This is a genomic window from Prosthecodimorpha staleyi, assembly GCF_018729455.1.
Taxonomy (GTDB): Bacteria; Pseudomonadota; Alphaproteobacteria; order Rhizobiales; family Ancalomicrobiaceae; genus Prosthecodimorpha; species Prosthecodimorpha staleyi.
In genome coordinates this window covers 253,652-278,273 of sequence record NZ_JAHHZF010000006.1, presented here as the reverse complement: position 1 = coordinate 278,273, position 24,622 = coordinate 253,652, and the positions used below count along the sequence as shown (strand labels likewise).

Genomic DNA, 24,622 nt, shown 5'->3' with positions numbered 1-24,622 from the left:
GCCATTCAGTTGGCGTTTTCGTACCGTCCTGCCTCTCGGAGCTGCTTTTGGCAGGCATTTCCGATGCGTGAAGTTCCCTCACTGATTGAGCGGCCATTGAGTCGCTTTGAAAGTCGCTTGACGCGGAGATTCACAAGAACACCGCCCGAAATGCCAAATATCCAATGCAGGCGAGCAAGACTGAAGGATGGCAATCCGCGATCCATCGCGTTATGCTTCTGACATGGACAGGCCAGAAATAGTTTATCGCCTTCTCAAAGACCGCGCACCGTCAGCACTTTGCGACGACTGCATCGCCGAGATTGCGGGGATTCGTCCGCGCCAACAAATCAATGTAATTGCGCGAGCGTTCGGACTGACCTCCGATTTCGATCGGTATTCAGGACAATGTGCCCAATGCAGAGATGCGAAACTTGTGACAAAATGGCGTCGATAATAAATTATAGAATCATTTTTATCTATACATTCTAATTGAATGAAGGGTGTACTATGTTCTCCAAGCAAAATTGGGAGAACTAATTTTCATGAGAATAAAATTTAATTGGATTTATTTTATAGTTATTGAGTTGCTAGCTTTTCTTTTTCGTCGGATACAAGCGAGTGATGATGCATCATGATACGTCTTGGCCGACTTTATTGATGTTTGATCATGAGTTTTATTGCAATACAATAATTAATAAATATTAATAATCATGAACATCATAATTTCGCTGTCGGATCTGCTCAGATCAAGACGCCACATCATCTGGAAATCTGATGAGAAATCGAATGCAAGATAAGATTGATGCACTCTACGCTGCGCTTTCGAAGGGGTATCATAACCTTCAGAGATGTTCCTTTGAAAAGAATACCGATCCGTTTCGCTATGCCGGATACAATGTCCAGATGCTTTTATCGCGAGCGCCCCTCAATATCGAATCAGGCACGCTCGCCATTCGGTTCATCGATGTCGACGGCTTCCGGTTTCAGCAAGAATGGGACACGCTGAGCTCCATCGACGCCCTGATCGAACGAAAGGCCGATCCCGGCCGGTACCGCTACAGATTTTGGGATGCCGAGCAGTCGGACATCTTTGAACTGTATTGCGAAGACTTCGATTTCGAAGAGGTTCCGTAGGCTCGTTCACTCGTGGCCCGATCAAGACGGATGGTTCCCACCGGTCTCGCGAATCCGCACCACTCGGTCTTTGGCCCTGGGGCCGTTCCATCAAACGCCTGCGGGACGCCGTCGTTGGGTTTCGACCGGGATCAGTCTCGGCGCGATGGCTTGCCTCAAGCTCTGGCGGGCTCCGCGCCGCGCCGGCCGCGCAGCAGGAGCCAGGCGCAGACGGCGATGTTGACCAGGTTCCAGGCGATCCCGTTGAGGAAGGCGGCCGCGTAGGAGCCGGTCCAGTCGTAGATCGCGCCCGACAGCCAGCCGCCGAAGGCCATGCCGACCAGCGTCGCCATCAGCACCACGCCGACCCGCGCGCCGGCCTCGCGGGCGGGGAAATACTCGCGCACGATGATCGCGTAGCTCGGCACGATGCCGCCCTGGAACAGGCCGAACACGCCGGAGACGACATAGAGCGAGGTCAGTCCGTCGGAGAAGACGTAGAGCACCAGCGCGACCGCCTGCATCACCGAGCCGATCATCAGTGTCGCGACGCCGCCGATCCGGTCGGCGACGAAACCGGAGGCGATGCGGCTGACGATGCCCAGCCCAAGCATCAGCGACAGCATCTCGGCGCCGCGCGCCACGCCGTAGCCGAGATCGACGCAATAGGCGACGATATGGACCTGCGGCATCGACATGGCGACGCAGCAGGAGATGCCGGCGGCGGCGAGGAGCCATTGCAGGGTCGCCGGCGACAGGCCGAGCGCGGAGAGCCGCCCCTCTGCCGAGACCGCCCCGGCGGCGCCGATCTGCGACGGCGGGCGCGGCTTCAGGAGCAGCGCCAGCGGCACCATGGCGACGATGCAGAACAGGCCGATGCCGATCTGGGTCGCCCGCCAGCCGGCGGTGGTCATGAAATGCTGCACGACGCTCGGCCAAATGGTGCCGGCGACGTAGTTGCCCGAGGCGCACAGGGCGACCGCGAGGCCACGCCGCTCGCGGAAGAACATCGAGACGTCGGCCAGCAGCGGCCCGAAGGTCGCCGACGAGCCGACGCCGATCATGAAGCCCTGGCAGATCGCGAAGACCCAGAGATTGGGCGCCAAGCCCGACAGGACATAGCCGGCCCCAAAGAGGATCGTGCCGCCGATCACCGGGCGAACGATGCCGAAGCGGTCGATCAGCCGCCCCATCATGACGCCGCCGAGCGCGAAGCCGGCCATGGTTAGCGTATAGGGGAAGGAAGCCGCGCCGCGGGCGACCGCGAATTCGGTCTGCACCATCGGCAGCACGACCACCACCGACCACATGCCGACGCCGCCGAGCGTGGTCAGGAGGATCGACAGGCCGAGCCGGAACCACGAATAGCCGCTGTCGAAGGCGATCTCGCGCCCACTCTCGCCCGGTCCCGCTGGCATGAACTTCCTCCCGGCGGGCCTCTGGCGGACGCGCTTGCCGCATCAATGCCAGGATGGCGGTTTGACGGCAAGGCATGGCCGCCGTGCCGCTGACGCGGGTGCGATTTCGGGGCGTGGCCAGAACGGAGGGGAGCGGTTCTCGAAGGCCCACGACCGATCCCCCGGTTCGCATCCCCGGCCGGAGAGCCGGGGCCCACTCTGCTCGCGGCGGGCCGCAACTGTCTGTTTTAATTTCGGATCTTGACGCCGCCTGAAAGCGAGTGGGTCCCGGATCGGCGGCCCTCACGGGCCTTGTCCGGGAATGCGGTTTCGGGGCGTGGCCAGAACGGAGGGGAGTGGTTCTCGAAGGCCTGTGACCGATCCCCCGGCCTGCATCCCCGGCCGGAGCGTCAGCGGAGCGCCGGGGCCCACTCTGCTCGCGGCGGGTCGCAACGGTTTGTTTTCGTTTCGGATCTTGACGCCGCCTGAAAGCGAGTGGGTCCCGGATCGGCGGCCCTCGCGGGCCTTGTCCGGGCATGCGGTTTCGGGATTTCCGGTTGGGACTTCGGGGTGGAGCGGGCCGCGTGCAATGCGGCCGGGCATCGCCGATCGTGTCGATCCGCACGGTCGCAACCGGATGCCGACGCCGCTCGGCGGGCCCGGGAAAAAGGCGCGCCGTGCGGCGCAGACTGCGGTAATGTCAGCAGGATATCGGGAATCGCAGCATGGTCGAAGCGGACACGGGGAATACGGGAAGCGAACCTGTGGTCGACAGGGCCGAAAAGACCGGCAGCATCGGGCTCCTGCTCGCCCTTGCCCTCGGGCTTGTCGGTGCGGCGGTGGTGCTCGCCTTGATGCGGCGTGAGGACGCGGCGATCTGGGTGCAGATCCTGCTCGGCCTGCTCGCCGTCATCGGCGTCTTCGCCCTGTTCGCCGGGGCGATCGGGCTCGTCCGCTTCGGCGCGCGCCGCGACGGGCATCCGCTCTCCAAGGCCTTCCTGGACACGACCGGGGAGGGCGTCGTCGTGACCGACCGGGAAGGCCGGATCGTCTACGCCAATCGCGCCTATGCCGACCTGATCCGTGCCGAGGCGGCGACCGACATCCGCACCGTGGAGCGCAGCTTCGCCGGAGATCCCGACGCCGCCGAGCCGATGTTCCGGCTGGCCACCGCGGCGCGCGACCGGCGCGTGGCGCGCGAGGAGATCCGCACCCTGTCGCCGCTCGGCCGCTCCGAGGGCGGCCCGCGTTGGTACCGGGTCCGGTCCCGCCCGCTCGACCTGCCGGCCGGCCGCAACGGCGCCGCGCCGGCGGCCCTGACCGTCTGGCAGGTGGCCGACATCACCCGCGACCGCGACGAGCAGGAGACCAGCTTCCAGGAGTTGCAGCAGGTCGTGACCTTCCTGGATCACGCGCCGGCCGGCTTCTTCTCGGCCGATCCGCGCGGCCGGATCACCTACCTGAACGCGACGCTGGCCGATTGGCTCGGCTACGATCTGGCCAAGTTCGAGCCCGGCGGCATCGGCCTGAAGGACATCGTCCAGGGCCAGGGCGCGGCCCTGATCACCGACCTGAACGGGCCGGCCGACGCCAACAAGACGCGGATCATCGATCTCGACCTGGTCAAGCGCAACGGCCAGAGCCTGCCGGTGCGGCTGATGCACAAGGTGCCGATCTCCGGCACCGGCGTGCTCGGCGACAGCCGGACGCTGGTGCTGAACCGCTCGCCCGGCGAGGACGTGTCGGAGGCCCTGCGGGCCGCCGAGGTCCGCTTCGCCCGCTTCTTCAATTCGACCCCGATCGCGATCGCCTCGGTCGACCGCGAAGGCCGCATCGGCCGGACCAATGCGCCGTTCCTGAAGCTTTTCGGCGACATTCGCACCGGCGAGGGCGGCGAGGCGCGCCGGCTGGTGCTGCAGGTCGCCGAGAGCCGCCGCGCCGACCTGTCGGCGGCGCTGGAGGCGGCCGGCCAGGGACGCGGCGACATCCAGCCGATCGAGGCGGAACTGGCCGGCGGCGAGGACAAGCGCCATCGCTCGGTGCGCTTCTTCGTTTCGGCCGTGCAGGAGGGCGACGGCGAGGGCGAGACGGCGATCGTCTACGCGCTGGAGACGACCCAGCAGCGCGAACTCGAACAGCAATTCGCCCAGTCGATGAAGATGCAGGCGATCGGCCAGCTTGCCGGCGGCATCGCGCACGACTTCAACAACGTGCTGACCGCGATCATCGGCTTTTCCGACCTGCTGCTCGCCTCGCACCGGCCGACCGATCCGTCCTTCCAGGACATCATGAACATCAAGCAGAATGCCAACCGCGCCGCCGCGCTGGTCCGGCAGCTGCTCGCCTTCTCGCGCCGCCAGACGCTGCGCCCGGAGGTGATCCGCCTCGGCGATACGCTCGCCGATTTGCATATGCTGCTCGCCCGCCTGCTCGGCGAGAAGGTCGAGCTCAGCGTCGTGCATGGCCGCGACCTCTGGCCGGTCAAGGCCGATACCAGCCAGCTCGAGCAGGTCATCGTCAATCTGGCGGTCAATGCGCGCGACGCCATGCCGAACGGCGGCCGGCTGACCATCGCCACCCGCAACGTCTTCGCCGACGACAAGCTCGCCTACAAGACCCCCGGCATGCCGGCCGCCGACTATGTCTCGATCGAGGTGACCGATACCGGCACCGGCATCCCGCCGGACATCATGGAGAAGATCTTCGAGCCCTTCTTCACTACCAAGGCGGTCGGGCAGGGGACGGGGCTCGGCCTGTCGACGGTCTACGGCATCGTCAAGCAGACCGGCGGCTTCGTCTACTGCTCGAGCGAGATCGGCAAGGGCACGACCTTCCACATCCTGCTGCCGCGCCATGTCGAGACCGAGATCGAGCGCGAGGCCGACAAGGCCTTCCCGGAGGGACAGCAGCAGCAGAGCGCCGACCTGACCGGCTCAGCCACCATCCTGCTGGTCGAGGACGAGGAGGCCGTGCGCGCCTTCGCGTCGCGCGCCTTGCGCTCGCGCGGTTACACGGTTCACGAGGCGGGCTCGGGCACCGAGGCACTGGTGGTGATGGAGGAGACCGGCGGGCGCATCGATCTCGTCGTCTCCGACGTGGTCATGCCGGAGCTCGACGGCCCGTCGCTGCTACGCGAGTTGCGCAAGCAGCGGCCGGAGCTCAAGATCATCTTCGTTTCCGGCTATGCCGAGGATGCCTTCGCCAAGAACCTGCCCGAGGGCGAGAGCTTCCACTTCCTGCCGAAGCCCTTCTCGCTGAAGCAACTGGCCACGGCCGTGAAGGATGCGCTGGCGAAGTGATCCGCCGGCGAAGCGGTGGCGGTCAGGCGCAGCTGACCGCGTCGGGCGTTGGCCGGATCAGCGCTTCCACCAATAGGTCGTCACGCCGGCGATCGAGGTCAGCAGTTGCGACGGGTCTGCGCCCTTCAGGGTGACGTCGAAGAAGTTGCGCGCATAGTAGATGATCTGGGCATTGTTGGTGTTGCCGAGATTGCTCCAGGCATCGTGCGCCGCGCCGGCGAACTCGACGAAATAGGCCGGTGCCGCCGTGCGCGCGTAGCAGCCGTCCGGGCGCTTGACGGTCGGCGTCACCGCATAGTCGAGCGTGCCGCCCTGATACATGACCGGCGCGGCGATGCTGCCGAGCGCGCCTTCGTCCAGATAGGGCGCGCAATAGGGCGACATTGCCAGCACGGCCTTGATCACCGGCTGGTCCCAGGACGGCCAGGCGCCGCCGAGCCCCAGCATCGTATAGCCACCGAGCGAATGGCCCATGCCGGCGACCCTGGTCCAGTCGATCGCCGCATTCCAGGCCTTGTCGGCCTTGAGCGCGGCGACCAGCCCGACCATGTCGGTCTTGCGGGACAGATAGGTCGTGTCGTTCCAGGCGGCCGGCTGCTCGAAGGGGATTTCCGGCGCCGGCGGATCGCCCGGGCCGCAGGAGGCGTCGGCATGGTTCGGCGCCACCACGATGTAGCCCGCGCTGGCGAGCGCGGTGGTCAGGAAGGTCGATTGCGCGCCGCAGCCGCCATAGCCGTGCGAGAACAGGATCAGTGGCAGCTTGGCGGTGCGGGTCGACGGATACCAGGAGACGACCGTCAGGCCGGCAAGCTTGAAGGGCTTGCCGGAGGCCGGCAGGGAAGCGGGTTTGGCCGGCGCGGCCGACGGCGCGGCCGCTGTGGCGCCGAGCGCCAGGACGGACAGGAGGGCGAGGCGGGCGGAAGGGCGCATCGGAAAGCTCCGTTCGTGACGTTGCGAAACCGCTCCGAGCCTTGTTTGCACGCGCCGGAATGTCGAGTTACATAGTGTAACAACAGACGATTTTAGAAGATTTGCCAATATCTTCCGGGTGCCGTCAGCCGGTCGGCCGCGGCCTGCGGCCCGCCGTCCGAGCCCCGTCCCAATCACTCGTTCCAATCAACCGTCCCAGTCGACCCGTCCGGAGCCGCATCGCATGACCGCCCGCTTTGCCCGCTCGCCCCGCGATCCGGAGTTCTTCCGCGATCCCTATCCGGCCTACCGGGCGATGCGCGATCTCGGCGACCTGTTCGTCTGGGAGGATTACGGTTTCGCCTGCTCGGCCCGCCATGCCGTGGTCGGTGCCGCGCTGCGCGACCGGCGCTTCGGGCGCGACGTTCTGCATCTGGCGAGCCGGGAAGATCTCGGCTGGCCGGATCCGCCGCCCGCTCTGGCGCCGTTCCTGGCCTTCGAGCGCGGCTCGATGCTGGAGCGGGAACCGCCGGCCCATACTCGACTGCGTGGCCTCGTCAACCGGGCCTTCACGGCGCGCGCCGTCGAGGGCCTGCGGCCCGCGATTGCACGGCTGGCCGAGAGCCTCGCCGAGGGCATCGCCCGCGAAGGCCAAGCCGATCTGATCGCCGATTTCGCGGCGCCGATCCCGGTCGCGGTCATCTGCGGCCTGCTCGGCGTGCCGGTCGAGGACGGATCGCAACTGGTCGCCTGGTCGCACGACATGGTGGCGATCTACCAGTTCGGCGCCGATCCGGCGGTCGAGGCGGCCTGCGTCGCCGCCACGCTGGCCTTCCAGGATTATGCCCGGACCGCGATCGCGGCGCGGCGGGTGCGGCCGCGCGACGATCTCCTGAGCGCTTTGGTCGCCGCGCGCGACGGCGCCGACCGACTCACCGAGGATGAACTGGTCACCACCGTGATCCTGCTGCTCAATGCCGGCCATGAGGCGACTGTGCATGCCATCGGCAATGCGCTGGCGGCGATCCTGTCCGCCGGCCTCGATGCGTCGGAGCGCGGTGCAGCGGGGGCCGATCCCTCCGCCCTGTTCGCCGATGCGGACGCGACCGGGCGGACGGTGGAGGAATGCCTGCGCTTCGATCCGCCCTTGCATCTCTTCACCCGCTACGCCCTGGAGGATTTCGTCTTCTGCGGCCGGTCCTTCGTCCGGGGCGAGAAGATCGGCCTCCTGCTGGCCGCGGCCGGGCGCGATCCCGAGCGCTTCGCCGCGCCGGACCGCTTCGATCCGACGCGCGTGCCCGGTCCCCATCTCGCCTTCGGGGCCGGCATCCATTTCTGCGTCGGCGCGCCTCTCGCCCGGCTCGAACTCGCCGTTGCGCTGCCCATTCTATTCGGCCGGCTGCCGGGCCTGCGCCTCGCCGCACCGCCGGTCTGGCGCGACAGCTATCATTTCCGCGGCCTGCAACGGCTCGATGCGGTCTGGTCCGGCGGGCGAACCGGATGAACGGCGGCTGAACGCCGGCTTCAGGCTCGGTTCCAAGCACCCTGCTAGCCTCCAATCCAAGTTCCGGCGGCAAAGCGGTCGCCGAAGGCGAGGGCCGGCAGGGTCCGGATCCCTCGCAGCGGGTGGTCGGCCAGGATCTTCGGACGAACCCGCAATCCTGCCGAGCACAGGGTCCGTTCGGGCGGCTCAAACCCGGCCGGAGGGAACCTGCGCCCGGCAGTTCCGCGACGCGGCCGGCCAGGTCGCGGGCGCGGCTTGTGCGAGGCGGGACGATCAGCCGCCGGCGGCGACCCGTTCGGCGGCATAGGCCGCAAACTCCCGCACCCAGGCGCGCTGCGCCTCCGTCTCCGGTACGTCGCAGCCGCGCGCCGCCGAGACCGCGGCCATGGCCGCATCCGGCGCTTCGCCGAGGGCGACCAGCACGGCGGAGGCGAACATGCCGGAGCGTCCGATGCCGGCACGGCAATGGATCGCGACCGCATCGCCGCCGGCGATCTGATCCGCGACGGCGCCGACCAGGGCGGCGGCCTCGCCGAAGCTCTCCGGGACGGCGAAGTCGCGAACGGGGAAGTTCAGGAACTCGAAGCCCGCCTGCCGGCACAGCCGCGCCTCCTCCGCCAGGGCCAGCCGCTCGGCCTCATCGGCCGGCAGGAGCGAAACCACCAGCGCGACCCCGGCCCTGGCCAGGGCGCGGAAATCGGCGCGCTGCGGCGCCGGCATCAGGGCGAGCCGGCCGGCGGCGGGGGTTTCGACGAAATGCAGGTTCGACATGGCGGTACGCTCGGTCGGTTCAGCGGAACGTGGCACAACGGCAACGAGCGGGCGAGGGCTGGCGCGAAAGGGTCTCACCGTGCTCTAACGGAAGCTTGCAGAACGGCGTCGGGGGGCTGGGATATGAACACGACGGAGTCCAGACTTCAGATCATCGGGGCACCCTTTTCGACCTATGTGCGCGTCTGCCGCATCGTGGCGGAAGAAAAGGGCATCGCCTACGATCTCGTGCCGGTGAGGCCGCACAGCGCCGCCGTCGACGCGATCCACCCCTTCGGCCGCATCCCGGTGATGCGCCATGGCGATCTCGAACTCTACGAGTCCCGCGCCATTGTCGGCTATCTGGAGGCGGCCTTCGCGGGGCCGCGCATGATCCCGGCCGATCCGGTCGCCGCCGCCCGGGTCGAGCAATGGGTCAGCCTCGTCAACACGACCCTCGATCAGATTCTCGTCCGCCGCTACGTGCTCGCCTACATGATGCCGCCGGAGGGCGGTCCGGACCGGGACAAGATCGCCGCGGTGCTGCCGCAGGTGGAGAAGGCGCTCGGGCTGATCGCCGCCGCGGTTGCCGAGAACGGCCACCTGGTCGGGGACGGCTTCACCTATGCGGATGCCAATGTGGTTCCGATCCTCGACTATGTCGCCCGCACGCCGGAGGGCGGCGCGATCATCGAGGCGTCGGGCGCCCTGAAGGCCGCGATGGCCGGCTGGGCCGCGCGCCCGAGCGTGGCAGCCACACGGCCATGAGCCCGGTTGCGGCCCCGGACATGGGGACTGCCGGACGGCCAGCGTCTTCGGGCGCGGAGATGCGGCGCACGCGGATTCTCGAAGCGGCCGCCCGGCTCCTGGCCGAGAAGGGCTATGCGGCGCTGACCACCGCCGATGTCGCGCGCGTGGCGCAGGTCTCCAAGCGCGACATCTACGCGGCCTTCGGCACCAAGGCCGGCATTCTGTCCGCCCTGATCTCGGATCGCGCGGCGCAGATGTCGCCGGCCGCCGTGCTGCCGGCGCCGACAGATCGTGCCTCGCTGCAGGCGCTGCTCATCGAGTTCGGCGCGGCCTTTCTGGAACGCGGGCTCGCCACGGACACGATGGCGCTGACCCGCCTGGCGATCGCGGAGGCGGAGAACGAGCCGGAACTGGCGCGCATCCTGCGCGATTCCGGGCGCCGTCCGGTGACCCGAACGGCGCTTAAGATGTTCGCGGCTGCCGGCCGGGCCGGACTGATCGGATCGCTCAATGCCCGGTCGGCCCTCAGGGTGTGGTTCGGCCTGCTGGCCGGCGACCTGCCGACCGAGCGCCTGCTCGGCCTGCGCCGTCCGCCGGGTCCCCGCTATGCCGTCGTGCGCGCCACCTGGGCCGCGCGCATCCTGCTCGCCACGATCGACGGCTGTCCGGCCGGCAAGCCCGTCTGAAGCAGGCCTGCCGCAACCATCGCCGTCAGGTGCCGCGCACGGTCGCCTGCGGCCGGCCGCGATCGGCGACGGTGACGGCGGTCGTCGCGCTGCAGAAGCGGGCGAACAGGTCGCAGACATCCGAGACCGCGGCGTCGAGATCGCCGGTACCGTTGGCCTGCACGGTGAGCAGCGCGCTGCGCGTCTCCGGGGAGACCAGCGAGCGGGCATCCTGGCGCCAGTTCCAGCGCCGGCACAGCACATGGGCGTCGTCGGCGAAGACCACCTCGCCGGGCTTCGGCGGATCCTCGACCGGCCCGGCCGGCGCGGCGGCCTCCGCACCCTCCGCCTCCTCGCCGGAGGCGGCCATGTCGACGAAGCTGTCGCCGTCGCGGGCATAGCGGAAGGCGATGTCGCCGGTCAGGCGGGCCATGTCGTCGGCACCGAGCGGGAAGACATGGCTGAGCGAGACCGCGTTGTAGGCGTCGACGAAGCCGTTGATTTCCGGGATCGAGCGGCCGGCCAGCACGTTCTTGACGATCCGTTCGACCGAGGAGCGATAGCCGGTCCGCTTGATGCCGAAGCCCTTGTAGGCGACGCGCCAGACCGCGACGCCCGGGATCTGCGCCAGTTCCAGGCCGCCCCAGCGATCGCGGGCCATGGCCTCGCGCTCGGCGATGACGCTGGCCAGGCCCGGCGGCCTGACGGCCGGAATGGCGAGATCGGAGGCGACCACCACGGCGACGCGGAAATCCGGGAAAGCGGCGACCAGTTCGGAGATGTCGATCTGCATGGAGGGGACTGACCGGAATGGTGAGACGGGCCGCGACCTTAGGGCCGGTGGGGCGCTCGCGTCAAAGGCCTGCCGAGGCCCCTGCCGTCGTCAGGCTTCGGCAGGGACGGGATATAGAGGCCATCGATCCGCGTCGAGGCCGCAGCCCCGATCGCCGGGCCGGTCGTCCGGCAGCTGCGATACGGCATGGCCGGACGGACGGCTCAGCGCCGACAGCTTCTGGCGGCAGGCCTCGATCCGAAGGGCCTGATAGCCGCGGATCGCACATTGACGGGCTCGTCCGTTCAGGCCTTGGCGCCAGGGGCCGATATTGAGCAGTCCGGAGACGGTGCGCACCTGCAGCGGAAGCGCTCGGGCGGCCACCAGGAAGGCCTGCGGATCCGCGTCCGTCATCCAGCCCACCACCGCATCGCGACCGGCGCCGAGCATGCGGGCTAGCAGAACCGCCGCTTCGGGGAAGCGCTCCTCGGCGACGAAGCGCAGCAGCAACGGCTCACCGCGTTGGCCATGGTCGGCAAAGACTGCAACGCGGGCCTCGGCGGCGTCGAAATCATAGATGGCGAGCCACGACGCCACGGAGCGCCGGACGAAATCCGGCGGGGGACCCTCCTCGCGTCGGATCGGTCCGGAGGCGAGGGTGCCGGTGGTCGCGAAGCAGTCTCGGGCCTTGCCGGTCCCGTGACGGACCAGGAAGCGGACCACGATCGCCGGCAGATCCTCGCGCTCGACAAGATGGCCTTCGAGCCGCGCATCGCTGCGCGCCTGCTCGGACAGTCGGCGAAAGCCCTGACCGGACAGCAAGGCGCCATGATTGGCAGCGACCTTGCGGCGCAGTTCGTCATCGCCGCGCCGGACCAGGATATCGGTCACCACGACCGACAGTTCGGCACGCTCGGCGATCGCCGCCATGTGGGCGAGGCCGGTGTCGACCGCGACGGCCATCAGATCGGCATCGTCCAGATGGGGCGAATGCACCAGGATCGGCCGGGCCACTTCGATCACGTCCCGGGCCAGCCGTCGGATGGTGGTGCGCGGCGCCCTGGCGGCAACGGAGAACTGAACCGACAGGAAGGCGCGCGTATCGATTGCTGCCTCGTCGACCAGTCGATTGAAGATTCGGTCGAATTGCTCGATCTCGTCGGGTCCGCTCGTTTCGCATGTGATCGAGAACAATAGTGAGAGCTGGCGCGCCAGGGCGTCGTTGCCGCTCCGGCAGCGGACCTGCCTCGACAGATAGCGATCCAACGATTGCGACAGCGAGCCGAAGGATGGAATGGTACTGTTCATGAAACGATGCATCGGCCTTGCACACCCGGGCGGAGGCTAGGCCGCGAGACGGGGAGCGACAAGCGAAGATCATGGCTTTTATTTACAGTTTCACATCCAGACCGCAGAAAAACCGGGGGTAGGCATTAGCGATCCGGTCACCATGCCGGCCTGGCGGCGGCGGGCGGCGAGGCCCGAATTCGGGCTCGGTCGCGCGGTCTGCCGAGGGCCTGCCTTTCGCATGCCCTATTCCCGGTGATAACGGGGCTCTCGTTCGATCTCGCCACCCGCGCCGGCCCGCCTCGCCGGCCGTCCCGCCGTCCGGAGGCCCTTTCGCGCATGGTCCCGACCCTTCGAGCCGTTCTCGCTGCCGCCGTGCTGACCGGCGGCCTGTCGGCCTGCGCTTCGCTCGACATCACGCCCGTCAACGAGCCGACCGCGATGCCGGTCCTCACGCCGACCAATACGGTCGGCGGCGACGACACGCTGCGGCCGACCATCGTCGGCCTCGCCTTTTCGGGCGGCGGCATGCGGGCCTCGGCATTCTCCTATGGTGTGCTGCGCGGGCTGGAACGTGTCCCGGTCGAGGGCGGCGGCTCGATGCTGGATCAGGTCCGGTTCGTTTCGGGCGTGTCGGGCGGGTCGGTCACGGCAGCGTGGTTCGGGCTCAGGGGGCGCGCCGGCCTCGGCGATTTCGAGCAGCGCTTCCTCTATCGCGACGCTGAAGAATCGCTGCGTCGCTCGTTCTATTCGGTCACCAACATCACCCGCGCGCTCGATTCCGGCGTCAATGACCGCAACGGCTTTCCGGCCTGGCTGAAAAAGAACCTGTTCGGCAACGCCACCTTCCGCGACCTGAACCGGCCCGGCCGCCCGGTCGTGTGGATCAATGCCTCGGACATCACCTCCAAGACGCCGTTCATCTTCGAGCCGGTGACGTTCGGTTCGATCTGCTCGGATCTGTCGAGCTACCCGATCGCCGAGGCAGTCGCCGCCTCGGCCGCGGTGCCGATCGTGTTCGCCCCGGTGGTGATCAAGTCCTATGCCGACAAGTGCGGCTTCAAGCTGCCCGATCATCTCGAGGATATGGCGCGCCGGCGCGATGCGTCTCCGATCGTGCGCAACTATATCGCGGCGCTGCGCAAGTACCGCGACATCGGCCAGGTCGCCTTCGTCAAGCTGCTCGACGGCGGGCTGACCGACAACTGGGGCCTGGCCGGTTTCAATATCTCGCTCGCCGCCGCGACCGAGCCGTTCAAGCCGCTCAGCCGGGACGATGCGGTGGTGGTGGAGAAGTTCATCTTCGTGGTCGTCGATTCCGGCCGCACGCTGCCGTCGGACTACGCCAAGACCCTGGAGGGTCCGAGCGGCTCGGCGCTGCTCGAGGCCGTGACCGATACGGCGATCGATTCCGCCGTGCGCAACTCGTTCGAAGTGCTGCGCCTGCAGATGCAGGCCTGGGAGGCGCGTCTGAAGACGTGGCGCTGCGCGCTCAATCCGGACGAGGTGGCGCGCATCCGCGGCTCGACCGAGGGCTGGGACTGCCGGAAGGTGTCGGTTCGGGTCGAACGGATCGCCTTCGAGGATCTCGATGCCGGCACCGCGCAAACGCTTGGCCGGATCCCGACCCGTTTCGTGCTCGATCCCGCCGAGGTCAAGGCGAGCATCGAAGGCGGCGCCAATGCGGCGATCCGCGTGCTCGGCTCGGCGGAAAGCCACTGAGGCGGCCGTTGAGGCCGGCGCGGGACATCGGTGGCCCCCGCGAAAGCCGGCCCGATCGCCTGAACGCCCGCTGAAGGCGCGCTTCAGTCCCGGTTCGGCAGCATCGTCCTAACCTGTCCCCAAGTTGCGGTGCGCCCCCGGAAGGGGACGCGTCGCGGAGGTTCCCGCCGGAGCTGAAGCCCGACGCTGCGAGCCCCGAAACGATCGGGACGGAAACCAGGAGGGAGCGCGGCTGAGGCCCGCTCCGTCCGTCGAGGATGGGAGGCATCGACATGAACCGCCGAACGATCAGCATCATTCGTCACGACGGCCAGTCCATCCGTCTACTCAGCCTGACCCGCGCGGCAGCCGACCGCGATCGCGCAATCGGCTTTCTGGCCCTGATGCAGTCCGCCTACCCGGGCGAGGCGCAGGGGGATGGGCTTTGGGCGGAGCCAACCAGCGTCACGCCCGCGGCCTGATGCCGTTTCCGGCCGTGCGCCTGCCGGTAGAGGCCAGGATGGCAGGCGCGCGATGTTTCGGGTCTTGATCGGTCGCTCCGCGGCATCACGGTTTCTTGGCCGCCCGGATGGCCTCCTGTTTGGCCTTCCACGCGTAGATTTCCGGCAGTCCCTTGAACAACTGCCGGCACATGGCGGCAACGGCCTCGAAATGCTGGTCGTAGATTTGATGCGGATCCTTGTTCGACGCCATGATCGCCATGCAGGCGCTGTGCACGGTTTGATGCTCCGTCATACTGAGCGCGATATCGCGAACAGCGTCCGATGCTTTATCATTGACCGTATTGGGTTGGATTGTAATCGTATTCTGCGTGTTGTTCGTGACTTTCGATTCACTGATCGGCGCCGGAGCACCGCCCGACTGCGGCGCTCCGGCCGCGGCCGGCGTCACGAGAGCGGATACGGTTGGTGCACCGAGGGCAAAGGGTGGTGCCGAAGGCCGTGCGGTCAGTCCGTCCATAGCCACCAAGGCCGCCATGGTGCGCGGCATGTTGACGAGCAGCAGGTTGTACTGCGTCTCGTCGATGGCGCCGTTCATGTAGGCTTCGCAGGCCCGGAACAGGCCGTCGCGCAGCAGTTGGATGGTTTGCGTCCGCATGCCGACATAGGCCGCGTTCTCGCCATAGGCCGCCGAAATGCCGGCTTGAACCGCCTGCTTGGACGTGATCGTGCCGCCCGTCCCCGCGGCGGTTCCGTCGCCGGCCGCGCCGTCCGAGCGCACGGGGGCTGGTCGGGTCACGTCGGAATTGGCCCCGCCGCTGGCCGACAGGGTTGCCGCCAGCGAGGTGATGCTGTCCGGGCTCGGTTCCGCACAGACTACCCGGCGATCCCCGTTGCGCCCGCCACGTTCAGTGACGAAAACCAGCCGCTGGCTGGCGTCGAGGCTGAGGCTGGAGCCTCCGTCCATCGACCATTCGCGGAAAATTCCCGCCTGACACCCTCCGAGCGCGCACGCGATCGCAATCGCGGCGGCTGTCCGCAGCCCACGCATCTGACTATCTCCAGTAGATATTAAAATAACAATGTAACCTAGCAGTGCGCAAATTGTGCGCAATCACAAAAATACCACAGATCTTAACGAAAAATAAACCCTGAACAAATTGACCGCACTGTCGCCCTTTAGGATTGCCGATTCGCGTCCGCGCGCGGGTACGCATCGCGACGTCGCGCCCTCCAGGGGCGGCGCACGGCCATTTCCGGCCATTGCTCCGGGCCGGGGCTGTCGCTACATGTGTGCCCGACGTCGCGCGGCCGACCGGCCGCCACTGCGACCCGACCCTTCCGACCGGACGAGAGGCAGCGAGGCTCATGGCTTCCTACGAATATATCTACTACATGAATGGTCTGTCGAAGGCTTATCCGGGCGGCAAGAAGATCCTCGACAACGTCCATCTGCAGTTCTTTCCGGATGCCAAGATCGGCGTGCTCGGCGTCAACGGTTCGGGCAAGTCGACGCTTCTGAAGATCATGGGCGGGGTCGACAAGGACTATTCCGGCGAAGCCTGGGTCGCGAAGGGCGCACGCGTCGGCTATCTGGAGCAGGAGCCGCAGCTCGATCCGGCGCTCGACGTGTTCGGCAACGTCATGCTCGGCGTCGCTCCCAAGAAAGCACTGGTCGATCGCTACAACGAGATCTCCATGAAGCTCGCCGAGGACTATTCGGACGAGCTGATGGAAGAGATGACCACGCTGCAGGACCAGATCGACGCGCAGGGGCTGTGGGATCTGGAGAGTAAGGTCGAGATGGCCATGGAGGCGCTGCGCTGCCCGGCGCCGGATGCGGATGTGACCAAGCTGTCGGGCGGCGAGCGCCGCCGCGTCGCGCTGTGCAAGCTGCTGCTGTCCGAACCAGACCTGCTGCTGCTCGACGAGCCGACCAACCATCTCGATGCTGAGTCCGTTGCCTGGCTGGAAAAGCACCTGCGCGAATTCAAGGGCGCGGTGCTGATCGTGACCCACGATCGCTACTTCCTCGACAATGTGACGAGCTGGATCCTGGAACTCGATCGCGGCCGCGGCATCCCCTACCAGGGCAACTATTCCGCCTGGCTCGGCCAGAAGCGCAAGCGCCTGGAGCAGGAGGGCCGCGAGGACGAGGCCCGCCAGCGCACGCTCGCCCGCGAGCAGGAATGGATCGCGGCCAGCCCCCGCGCGCGCCAGGCCAAGTCCAAGGCCCGCATCCAGCGCTACGAGGATCTGGTCCGGCAGGCCGACGACAAGCAGATCACCAGCGCCCAGATCATCATTCCGGTGGCCGAGCGGCTCGGCAACAACGTCATCAATTTCGAGGGCCTGAAAAAGGGCTACGGCGACCGGCTGCTGATCGACGACCTGACCTTCAAACTGCCGCCGGGCGGCATCGTCGGCGTGATCGGCCCGAACGGCGCCGGCAAGACCACGCTGTTCCGCATGATCACCGGCCAGGACAAGCCCGACGCCGGCACGATCACGATCGGCGAGAGCGTCCATCTCGGCTATGTCGACCAGTCGCGCGATGCGCTCGATCCGAACAAGACCGTCTGGGAGGAGATATCCGGCGGCAACGACGTGATCTATCTCGGCAAGCGCGAGATGCATTCGCGCGCCTATTGCGGCGCCTTCAATTTCAAGGGCGGCGACCAGCAGAAGAAGGTCGGCATGCTGTCGGGCGGCGAGCGCAACCGCGTCCATCTGGCCAAGATGCTGAAATCCGGGGCCAACCTGCTGCTGCTCGACGAGCCGACCAACGATCTCGACGTGGAAACCCTGCGCGCGCTCGAAGAGGCGCTGGAGGATTTCGCCGGCTGTGCCGTGATCATCAGCCACGATCGCTGGTTCCTCGACCGCATCGCCACCCACATGCTGGCTTTCGAGGGCGACAGCCACGTCGAATGGTTCGAGGGCAACTTCCAGGACTACGAAGCCGACAAGAAGCGCCGCCTCGGCCCCGACGCCGTCGAACCCCACCGCATCCGCTACAAGCCCCTGACGCGGTGATGCCCCAGCCACCGGCGCGTCCGCGCGCCGGTGCCGCCAAGCCGGTCGAAGCGCGGGTTTCGACCGATCCGAAATGAAAGCATAGCTTCGTCCTCTGGGGCGATCCGCGCCTTCCCCTTTCCATATGAAGGTATGATTTCATTTTTGGGCATCGTTCTTGGAAATGAAAGCTGAGGCTTCATTTTCCGGATCGGGTCCTTGAAAATTAAGCTATGACTCCTGAAATAGGGAGCGGAGCCGCGCATTCGGCTCCGTGTGGAGTTATGGTTTCGCCATGGGGCGCATCGCCAGGATCCTGTTCAAGGGCCAGCCGGCCGGGCATCTGATCGAGACGGAACGCGGCACGCGTTTCGACTACGATGCCGGCTGGCAGCAGGACATCGCCTGCGCGCTGCCGGCGACCTGCCGCGAGCATGACTGGCCGGTCGGCCTGCATCCGGTGTTCGAGCATCTCGGCACGGAAGGCTGGCTGCGCGAGGGGCAGGCGCGGGTCGCACGGCTGGCCATCGAGGATGATTTCGGCCTGCTCGTCCGCTACGGCGCCGACTGCATCGGGGCGATCAGCGTTGCGGCGGAGACCGGGGAGGGGCGATCCGACGCCGTCATCGACCCGACCGTCAATCCGGGCCGCACCGTGTCGGGCGTCCAGCGCAAGCTGCTCGTCGTCCGCGGTGCCACGGGATTTCTCCCGGCGCCGGCCGAGGGCGCCGCGCCGTTTATCGCCAAGTTCAACTCGGACGCCAATCCGACCTTCGTGCGCAACGAACTGCTGAGCCTGCGCTGGACGGCGGCCGTGCTCGGTCGGGACGAGGTGACCGCCTTCGAGGCCGGCGGCGTCGGCGGCTTCGACGACCATGCCTTGATCGTCCATCGCTTCGACCGCGATGCGCGGGGACAGCGGCTGCGGCTGGAGGACTGCGCCCAGATTCTGTCCAGGCCGCAGGGGCACAACCACCGCGGCAAGTACGAGGCGTCCTACGAGGATGTGGCCGGCGCGATAAAGCGCCATTCGGCGCGGCCGGTGATCGATCTGGCGCGCTTCTTCCGCCGCCTCGTCGTCTATGCGCTGATTGGCAATTGCGATGCGCATCTGAAGAACTTCTCCCTGTTGGAGCGTCCTGAGGGGCTGCGCCTGTCGCCGGTCTATGACGTGCTCAACACGCTGGTCTATGGCGATCGCTTCGACGGCGAGTTCGCGCTCGCGCTCGGCGGACGCCGGCGGCAGACGGGCGAGATCGCCCGCGCGGATTTCGAGAATTTCGGTCGCGAGATCGGCCTCCCGGCGCCGGCGATCCGGCAGGCATTCGCCGATCTGAAGCGCGGCGTCGCCAAGGCCGCGCCACTGATCAGACCGCCGCAGGGCGAGCCGCCGGATGGCTTCGTCCATCGCTTTTCGGAGATCGTCGAGAGCCAATGCCTGAGACTGCTCGGTTGACCCCGCTCGCCTGGCCCGATCTCGTCGCGGAGGCCCTGCGCCGCCGCAAGGCCGAGGGCCTGACCCAGCGCGACCACGCGGCGCTGGCTGGCGTCAGCATCCCGACCCTGGCGGCCTTCGAGCGCGGCGAGACGACCCTGACGCTCGCCAAGGCCTTCGACATCCTGCGCGTGGTCGGCCTGCTCGAAGAACGCCCGCCTGAGGATGCCCAGGACCGCTTCGTGCGCGAGGCCATGGCGCGCTGGCGCGATCTGATGGAACGGCTGGAGCCGGACACCCCGGCGCGCTTTCCGCATGGATGGTTCCGGTTCGACTATTGGCTGGATGGCGACCTGCGTCAGGTCCGCCCGGCCGAGTTGAGGCGAATCCTCGCCGCTTCGGCGCAACCGCATACCGGCTGGCCCCTGTTCATGGTGCGCGAGCAGTCCGGACTGTCACCGATCGAGATCGACGGCCTCATCGAGACTTGGCTGAAGCCGGACGGCTTCGAAGGGGTGGACCGAACCTTCAGCGATGCTGCGCGATGCGACTTCTGGCGTGTCGCACCGGACGGGCGCGCTGTGATCCTCAGGGGCTTCGAAGAGGATTCTCAGATTGGCTTTCAACCTCGCACGATCTTCGATTGGGTTATTCCAATCTGGCGAAGCTGCGAAGCTTTGCTCCACGCCCACCACCTTGCGCGCCAACTGGCGAAGGACGACGCTGCGCTTCCCGACATCAGGCTTCGTGTCGTCTATTCAGGGCTGACAGCGCGCCAACTGAAGTCATGGGTCAATCCGCTCGAAGATCTCGGTGTCCATGTGCACCCGGCGCGCAGCGATGGCTGTTCGTCGGAAACGGCCGTTCCGGCTGCCGAATTGCCGGAAGCGATGCCCCTCGTGGTCGGTCAATTGCTCATGCCGCTCTTTGGGCTGTTTGGGGTTCATTCCCTGCCGGCAAACCGGATCCGGTCCGGCGTCGAGCAGTTTCTGGCCATAAGCTCGCAACGCCGCCGGCCCATCACCCCAACCGCCTCAGCCTCGTGACCCGGTTCGGGACCATTTCGGCGAGGTAGAGGTTGCCGGCCGTGTCGCTGGACATGCCGTGGGCGCCGTTGAGGACGGGGCGGCAGCGGCCGAGGAGGGCGCCGTCGGGGGAGAGCAGCGACAGGCGCGGGATCTGATCGGTGACGTGGACGAGGCCGGTCGCGTCGACATGGATATCCATCGGGTGGAAGAAATCGCCCCAGGCGGCCAGGAAGGCCCCCTCCGGGGTGAAGACCTGGACGCGGTCGTTCTCGCGGTCGCCGACCAGGACGCGGCCGTCGGCTAAGACGGCGATACCGTGCGGCGTGGTGAATTCGCCCGGTCCCCGTCCGGGCCTGCCCCAGGTCTGGATCAGGCGGCCGGTGGCATCGAAGCGGTGGACATGGGCGGCGCCGTAGCCGTCGGCGACGTAGATGTCGCCGCTCGGCGCAACCGCCACATCGGTCGGGTGGTTGAAGGGCCGGTTCGGCCCGTGCCGTTCGCCGAGGCTCCCGAGCGGGCGGAAATCGGCATCGAAGATCAGCACCTGATGGGCATCGCGGTCGATCAGCAGGATACGTCCATCGGGCGCGACCGACAGCGAATGGGCGTCGACCACCGCGTCGCGGCCCCAGGCTCCGACGCATTGACCTGCGGCATCGAACACCGCGACCGGATCGATCGGCGCGTCGACCAGGCTGTCGATGCGCTGATAGACCAGCACCTGTCCGCGACTGTCGACTGCGACATCGGTGATCCCCTTGAGTGCGCGCGCCTCCGGCCCCTGCGGCCAGGGGCGCTCGACGGCATAGCGGCGCTCGCCGAGGGCGACGATCAGGTCAGGCTTGGACATCGGGGCTCCGGGGCGCGAGGGTGTTCGGGCAGAGGATGCACGGGCCGTGCCGGGGCGACGTCGGAGGTTGTCAGCGCCTGTTCCGGCAGAATGCCGGCGCGGTCGGTCGAGTTGCCGAAGCCGTCAGCCCAAACCCTAGGCACTTTCGCGAATTTCGCGGCATGCGGTAAAGTCCTACCTATTGTTGGAAGCCCGGGATGGCCATGAGGCCGGCCGGGCGTCGACAGGTCCGGCGGGGTCCCGCCCTGCCGGAATGGCCAGAAGAGGAGTGGGCCATGTCTCATCTGAAAACCGTCACGGCCGCCGTGCTGGCCGCCAGCCTGCTCGTTCCCGGCGCAGCTTCCGCGCTGCCGGCCGGTCCGCGTCCGGCGACCGCCGATCTCGCCGCCGGTGTGGCGCCCGAGAAGACCGCGAAGGTCATCGTCAAGGGCGGCGGCCATCATCACGGCGTCGTCGTGGTCGGCCGTCCGGGCGGCTTCTACGGCAAGCCGTATCACGGCGGCATCGTCGTCAAGCCGCACAAGGTCGTGGTCCGGCCGTGGCATCATCGCCCGCATTACGGCTACTGGGTCGGCGGCGTGGCGCTCGGTACTGTCCTGGCGGTCGGCGCCGTCGGCATGGTTCCGGCGGCCCCGGGTCCCGACCTCTGCTGGTACTGGACCGACGGTCGGCGCATCCAGGGCTATTGGGATTATTGCCAATGATCGGCTGACGGGCGACGCGAAACCGGCACCGGTCATTCCGGAGGGCCGTCGCGCGTCGTACCTTGAGACGAGGCGTCGGATCGGCGCCGGGTCGGGGGCGTCCTTCGGGGCGCCCCTTTTCTTTGGCCGAACGCGGGCCCGTCTTGCCGGGGGCTGGCCTACCGGTCCGTCGATTGTCAGGCAGGCGGGGCGGCGATCCACCGTCCTGCGGACAGAAAGCGTCGGTTCCGGACCAAAGGCTCTTGATCTCGCATAAAGATATCTTTATGTCCGTCTCATGAGTTTTCTGTCGCCCCTCGCCGCGCCCGATCCGGCCGACCGCATGTCCGCCGACCAACTGGTCGAGTTCCTGCGCGCGGCCGGGGAGCCGACGCGCCTGCGCATCCTGGTCCTGCTCGAGAAGGGCGACCTGACCGTCAAGGACCTGACCGAGATCCTCGGCCAGAGCCAGCCGCGAATCTCGCGCCACCTGAAGCTCCTGACCGAGGCCGGCCTGGTCGATCGCTTCCCCGAGGGCGCCTGGGTCTACTACCGGCTGGCCGACAACGCCGCGACGGTGACGCTCGCCTCGGTGATCCGCAGCCTGATCGATGCGCGCGACGCCCGGTTGGCGCGCGATCGCGAACGGCTCGACCAGGTCAAGCGGGCGCGATCGGAGCGGGCGGCGGCCTATTTCGCCCGCAACGCCCATGCCTGGGACGAGATTCGCTCCCTGCAGGTCGAGGATTCAGTGGTCGAGACGGCGATCCAGGAGGCGATCGGGACGACGCCCTTCGACGCCTATCTGGATCTCGGCACCGGCACCGGCCGCCTGATCGAACTCCTCGACGGGCGCTGGGCGCGCGCGCTCGGCATCGACCTGTCGCACGACATGCTGGCGGTCGCCCGCGCCCATCTCGATCGGACCGGCGTCACTGGCGCCCAGGTCCGGCTCGGCGACATCTACGCGCTCGACCTGCCGCGCGACAGCTTCGATCTCGTCTCGCTGCACCAGGTGCTGCATTACCTGGAAGACCCGGCCCGTGCGATCCGCGAGGCGGCGCGCGTGCTGCGCCCCGGCGGCCGCATCCTGGTGGTCGATTTCGCCCCCCACGATCTGGAATTCCTGCGCGAGGAGCACGCCCACCGCCGGCTCGGCTTTTCGCATGGCGAGATCACGCGGCTGCTCGAACAGGCCGGGCTCGCCGTCGAGACCATCCGCGACCTGCCGGCCCCCGGGCCGGGACAACTCACCGTCACGCTCTGGCTGGCGCGAGATCCGCGCCTGCTCGTCGCCCACGACCTGAAGAGAAGGGAGGCTGTGGCATGACCGGCGCCCAGTTTGATCATCTGCTCGGCTCCACCGCGCCGATCCGCGTCTCCTTCGAGTTCTTCCCGCCCAAGACGGAGAAGATGGAGGAGACCCTGTGGTCCTGCATCGAGCGGCTGGCGCCGCTCCGGCCGAGCTTCGTCTCGGTCACCTACGGCGCCGGCGGCTCGACCCGCGAGCGCACCCACGCGACGGTGGCGCGCATCATCCGCGAGACGAACCTCGCCCCGGCGGCCCATCTGACCTGCGTCGACGCCACGCGCGAGGAGGTCGACCAGGTCGTGCGCAGCTATAAGAGCGCGGGCGTCAACCATATCGTGGCGCTCCGCGGCGATCCGGCCGACGGCATGGGCCGCAAGTACCAGCCGCATCCGGGCGGCTACGCCTCGACGCCGGACCTGATCCGCGGCATCCGGAAGATCGGCGATTTCGAGATCTCGGTCTCCGCCTATCCGGAGAAGCATCCCGAAAGCCCGGATCTGCCTGCCGACATCCAGCTCCTGAAGCGCAAGGTCGAGGCCGGAGCGACCCGCGCCATCACCCAGTTCTTCTTCGACAACGACATCTTCGAGCGCTATGTCGACCGCGTCCGCGCGGCCGGGATCGATATCCCGATCGTGCCGGGGATCATCCCGGTGCTCGATTTCGAGCGCACCGCCGGCTTCGCCCGGCGCGCCGGGGCAAGCGTGCCGGCCTGGCTCGCCAACCGCTTCGAAGGCCTGGAGCGCGACGAGAAGACCCGTCAGATGGTCGCCGCCACGGTCGCGGCCGAGCAGTGCTTCGATCTCGTCAAGCGCGGCTATCGCGACTTCCATTTCTACACGATGAACCGCGCCGACCTCGTCTATGCCATCTGCCATCTGCTCGGCCTGCGCCCGGTGCCGGACGCCAAGGCCGAAGCCGCCGTGGCGTCCGTGGGGGCGGCGGCGTGAGGTCAGGGGCGGGGGATCCGGCGGACCGTCCCGGCCCGGACTTCGGCCGCGAGACGTTCGGCGGCCTGCCGATAGAGCGGGTGGGACAGGCGGCCGTAGACGCCGTTCTCGGCGCCCTGCGCGTTCGCAAGGCCTTCCGGCCAGATGTCGACATTGACCTCGGACAGGATCAGCCAGGACGGCAGGTCGTCGAGACCGAGGCGCCGTTTCTCGTCGGCCGGAAGCGCCAGGGCAGGCGTGCCGGGCGCGGGTTCGGAATGGGTGATCGGCGCCAGATAGACACGCCGGGCCCCGGTCCCGGCCTGCATCGACGAGACGACCATCACGCAGGCCGGCCGGTCCTTGGACGACACGCGCCCGGCATCGTGCTCGCGGGCCCAAAGATATTCGTAGCGGACCACGAGACCTTCGACCGGCGCCGGCAGGCTGGCCATGGCGGCTCAGTCGATCCGATACGGCGTCTTGGCAGCCTGCGCCAAGCCTTCGAGCAGTTCGTCGGCAAGGTCCTCGGGCAGATCGTCGACAGCATGCGCGCGCCGATACGGGCCGGCCTGGATGGCTTTCGGCAAGATGTCCGTTTTCGGGATGGCTCCCTGCAGGGCGTCGAAGGCGCGGCGTGTCATCAAGACGAACTCCTCGCCGGCATCCCGGATCGTGACCGGCTCCCGGCGCGCCGCGTCTTCGATCGAGCGTGGCCGCTGCTTCAGGTCGTCGATCGAAAATGCCTGCATCCTGAACCTCTCGATTTGAAGTCTATCG

22 protein-coding genes are annotated in these 24,622 nt (G+C 67.4%); 13 read left to right on the top strand and 9 right to left on the bottom strand.

Annotation, left to right across the window (positions count from 1 at the left end; translation table 11 throughout):
• Window positions 1-768 precede the first annotated feature (768 nt).
• The gene (locus KL771_RS13990; protein ID WP_261969166.1) at window positions 769-1,116 is read left to right on the top strand and encodes a hypothetical protein; all 348 of its coding nucleotides are present in this window, start codon (window positions 769-771) and stop codon (window positions 1,114-1,116) included.
• A 155-nt stretch (window positions 1,117-1,271) separates the two neighbouring features.
• Here KL771_RS13990 and KL771_RS13985 read toward each other — a convergent pair whose 3' ends face one another.
• Window positions 1,272-2,513, bottom strand: a complete 1,242-nt coding sequence (locus KL771_RS13985; protein ID WP_261969165.1) for an MFS transporter — start codon at window positions 2,511-2,513, stop codon at window positions 1,272-1,274.
• Window positions 2,514-3,217: 704 nt separating this feature from the next.
• Here KL771_RS13985 and cckA point away from each other — a divergent pair.
• Window positions 3,218-5,791, top strand: coding sequence for a cell cycle histidine kinase CckA (cckA, locus tag KL771_RS13980; protein ID WP_261969164.1), 2,574 nt, complete (start codon window positions 3,218-3,220; stop codon window positions 5,789-5,791).
• 57 nt (window positions 5,792-5,848) lie between these two features.
• On the opposite strand, the gene KL771_RS13975 is transcribed toward cckA, so the two are convergent.
• The gene (locus KL771_RS13975; RefSeq protein WP_261969163.1) at window positions 5,849-6,721 is read right to left on the bottom strand and encodes an alpha/beta hydrolase family protein; all 873 of its coding nucleotides are present in this window, start codon (window positions 6,719-6,721) and stop codon (window positions 5,849-5,851) included.
• Window positions 6,722-6,944: 223 nt separating this feature from the next.
• Between KL771_RS13975 and KL771_RS13970 the strand changes: the two genes are divergently transcribed.
• Window positions 6,945-8,204: a cytochrome P450 gene (locus KL771_RS13970; protein ID WP_261969162.1), complete on the top strand. Its 1,260-nt coding sequence runs from the start codon at window positions 6,945-6,947 to the stop codon at window positions 8,202-8,204.
• A gap of 273 nt (window positions 8,205-8,477) precedes the next feature.
• Here KL771_RS13970 and KL771_RS13965 read toward each other — a convergent pair whose 3' ends face one another.
• Window positions 8,478-8,975 carry a protein-tyrosine phosphatase family protein gene (locus tag KL771_RS13965; RefSeq protein ID WP_261969161.1) on the bottom strand — a complete coding sequence of 166 codons (498 nt, stop codon included), beginning with the start codon at window positions 8,973-8,975 and terminating at the stop codon, window positions 8,478-8,480.
• Between the two features lie 123 nt (window positions 8,976-9,098).
• Between KL771_RS13965 and KL771_RS13960 the strand changes: the two genes are divergently transcribed.
• Both KL771_RS13960 and KL771_RS13955 read left to right on the top strand, forming a co-directional pair.
• Window positions 9,099-9,722 carry a glutathione S-transferase family protein gene (locus KL771_RS13960; RefSeq protein WP_261969160.1) on the top strand — a complete coding sequence of 208 codons (624 nt, stop codon included), beginning with the start codon at window positions 9,099-9,101 and terminating at the stop codon, window positions 9,720-9,722.
• Window positions 9,723-9,781: 59 nt separating this feature from the next.
• Complete coding sequence (locus tag KL771_RS13955; RefSeq protein WP_261969159.1) at window positions 9,782-10,390, top strand: TetR/AcrR family transcriptional regulator; 609 nt, start codon at window positions 9,782-9,784, stop codon at window positions 10,388-10,390.
• 25 nt (window positions 10,391-10,415) lie between these two features.
• Here the strand turns inward: KL771_RS13955 and KL771_RS13950 are convergent, their stop codons facing one another.
• Together KL771_RS13950 and KL771_RS13945 are read right to left on the bottom strand one after the other, a co-directional pair.
• Window positions 10,416-11,162 carry a B3/B4 domain-containing protein gene (locus KL771_RS13950; RefSeq protein ID WP_261969158.1) on the bottom strand — a complete coding sequence of 249 codons (747 nt, stop codon included), beginning with the start codon at window positions 11,160-11,162 and terminating at the stop codon, window positions 10,416-10,418.
• A 90-nt stretch (window positions 11,163-11,252) separates the two neighbouring features.
• Window positions 11,253-12,449 carry a DUF2336 domain-containing protein gene (locus tag KL771_RS13945; RefSeq protein ID WP_261969157.1) on the bottom strand — a complete coding sequence of 399 codons (1,197 nt, stop codon included), beginning with the start codon at window positions 12,447-12,449 and terminating at the stop codon, window positions 11,253-11,255.
• Between the two features lie 318 nt (window positions 12,450-12,767).
• Between KL771_RS13945 and KL771_RS13940 the strand changes: the two genes are divergently transcribed.
• Together KL771_RS13940 and KL771_RS13935 are read left to right on the top strand one after the other, a co-directional pair.
• The gene (locus KL771_RS13940) at window positions 12,768-14,150 is read left to right on the top strand and encodes a patatin-like phospholipase family protein (protein ID WP_261969156.1); all 1,383 of its coding nucleotides are present in this window, start codon (window positions 12,768-12,770) and stop codon (window positions 14,148-14,150) included.
• Between the two features lie 272 nt (window positions 14,151-14,422).
• Complete coding sequence (locus KL771_RS13935; RefSeq protein ID WP_261969155.1) at window positions 14,423-14,611, top strand: hypothetical protein; 189 nt, start codon at window positions 14,423-14,425, stop codon at window positions 14,609-14,611.
• A gap of 85 nt (window positions 14,612-14,696) precedes the next feature.
• Here the strand turns inward: KL771_RS13935 and KL771_RS13930 are convergent, their stop codons facing one another.
• Complete coding sequence (locus tag KL771_RS13930) at window positions 14,697-15,641, bottom strand: hypothetical protein (RefSeq protein ID WP_261969154.1); 945 nt, start codon at window positions 15,639-15,641, stop codon at window positions 14,697-14,699.
• A 317-nt stretch (window positions 15,642-15,958) separates the two neighbouring features.
• Between KL771_RS13930 and ettA the strand changes: the two genes are divergently transcribed.
• From ettA to KL771_RS13915, 3 genes are all read left to right on the top strand, one after another.
• Entirely contained in the window at window positions 15,959-17,626 is a 1,668-nt protein-coding gene (gene ettA, locus KL771_RS13925; protein ID WP_261969153.1) for an energy-dependent translational throttle protein EttA, read from the top strand.
• A 253-nt stretch (window positions 17,627-17,879) separates the two neighbouring features.
• The gene (locus KL771_RS13920) at window positions 17,880-19,061 is read left to right on the top strand and encodes a type II toxin-antitoxin system HipA family toxin (RefSeq protein WP_261969152.1); all 1,182 of its coding nucleotides are present in this window, start codon (window positions 17,880-17,882) and stop codon (window positions 19,059-19,061) included.
• Window positions 19,058-20,086 (top strand): helix-turn-helix domain-containing protein, encoded by a 1,029-nt coding sequence (locus KL771_RS13915; RefSeq protein ID WP_261969151.1) that lies wholly within the window; start codon window positions 19,058-19,060, stop codon window positions 20,084-20,086. Before KL771_RS13920 ends, KL771_RS13915 begins: the two co-directional genes overlap by 4 nt.
• Here KL771_RS13915 and KL771_RS13910 read toward each other — a convergent pair.
• Window positions 20,061-20,918: a hypothetical protein gene (locus tag KL771_RS13910; RefSeq protein WP_261969150.1), complete on the bottom strand. Its 858-nt coding sequence runs from the start codon at window positions 20,916-20,918 to the stop codon at window positions 20,061-20,063. The two genes, KL771_RS13915 and KL771_RS13910, sit on opposite strands and share 26 nt — an antisense overlap.
• 275 nt (window positions 20,919-21,193) lie before the next feature.
• Here KL771_RS13910 and KL771_RS13905 point away from each other — a divergent pair, with 275 nt between their 5' ends.
• The 3 genes from KL771_RS13905 (at window position 21,194) to metF (ending at window position 23,863) form a co-directional block, all read left to right on the top strand.
• Complete coding sequence (locus KL771_RS13905; RefSeq protein ID WP_261969149.1) at window positions 21,194-21,622, top strand: hypothetical protein; 429 nt, start codon at window positions 21,194-21,196, stop codon at window positions 21,620-21,622.
• 277 nt (window positions 21,623-21,899) lie between these two features.
• Window positions 21,900-22,931: an ArsR/SmtB family transcription factor gene (locus KL771_RS13900; protein ID WP_261969148.1), complete on the top strand. Its 1,032-nt coding sequence runs from the start codon at window positions 21,900-21,902 to the stop codon at window positions 22,929-22,931.
• Window positions 22,928-23,863: a methylenetetrahydrofolate reductase [NAD(P)H] gene (gene metF / locus KL771_RS13895; protein WP_261969147.1), complete on the top strand. Its 936-nt coding sequence runs from the start codon at window positions 22,928-22,930 to the stop codon at window positions 23,861-23,863. The genes KL771_RS13900 and metF overlap by 4 nt, the downstream gene beginning before the upstream one ends.
• 2 nt (window positions 23,864-23,865) lie before the next feature.
• Here the strand turns inward: metF and KL771_RS13890 are convergent, their stop codons facing one another.
• Both KL771_RS13890 and KL771_RS13885 read right to left on the bottom strand, forming a co-directional pair.
• Window positions 23,866-24,297 carry a hypothetical protein gene (locus KL771_RS13890; protein ID WP_261969146.1) on the bottom strand — a complete coding sequence of 144 codons (432 nt, stop codon included), beginning with the start codon at window positions 24,295-24,297 and terminating at the stop codon, window positions 23,866-23,868.
• 6 nt (window positions 24,298-24,303) lie between these two features.
• Entirely contained in the window at window positions 24,304-24,594 is a 291-nt protein-coding gene (locus tag KL771_RS13885; protein WP_261969145.1) for a hypothetical protein, read from the bottom strand.
• Between the last annotated feature and the right edge of the window lie 28 nt (window positions 24,595-24,622).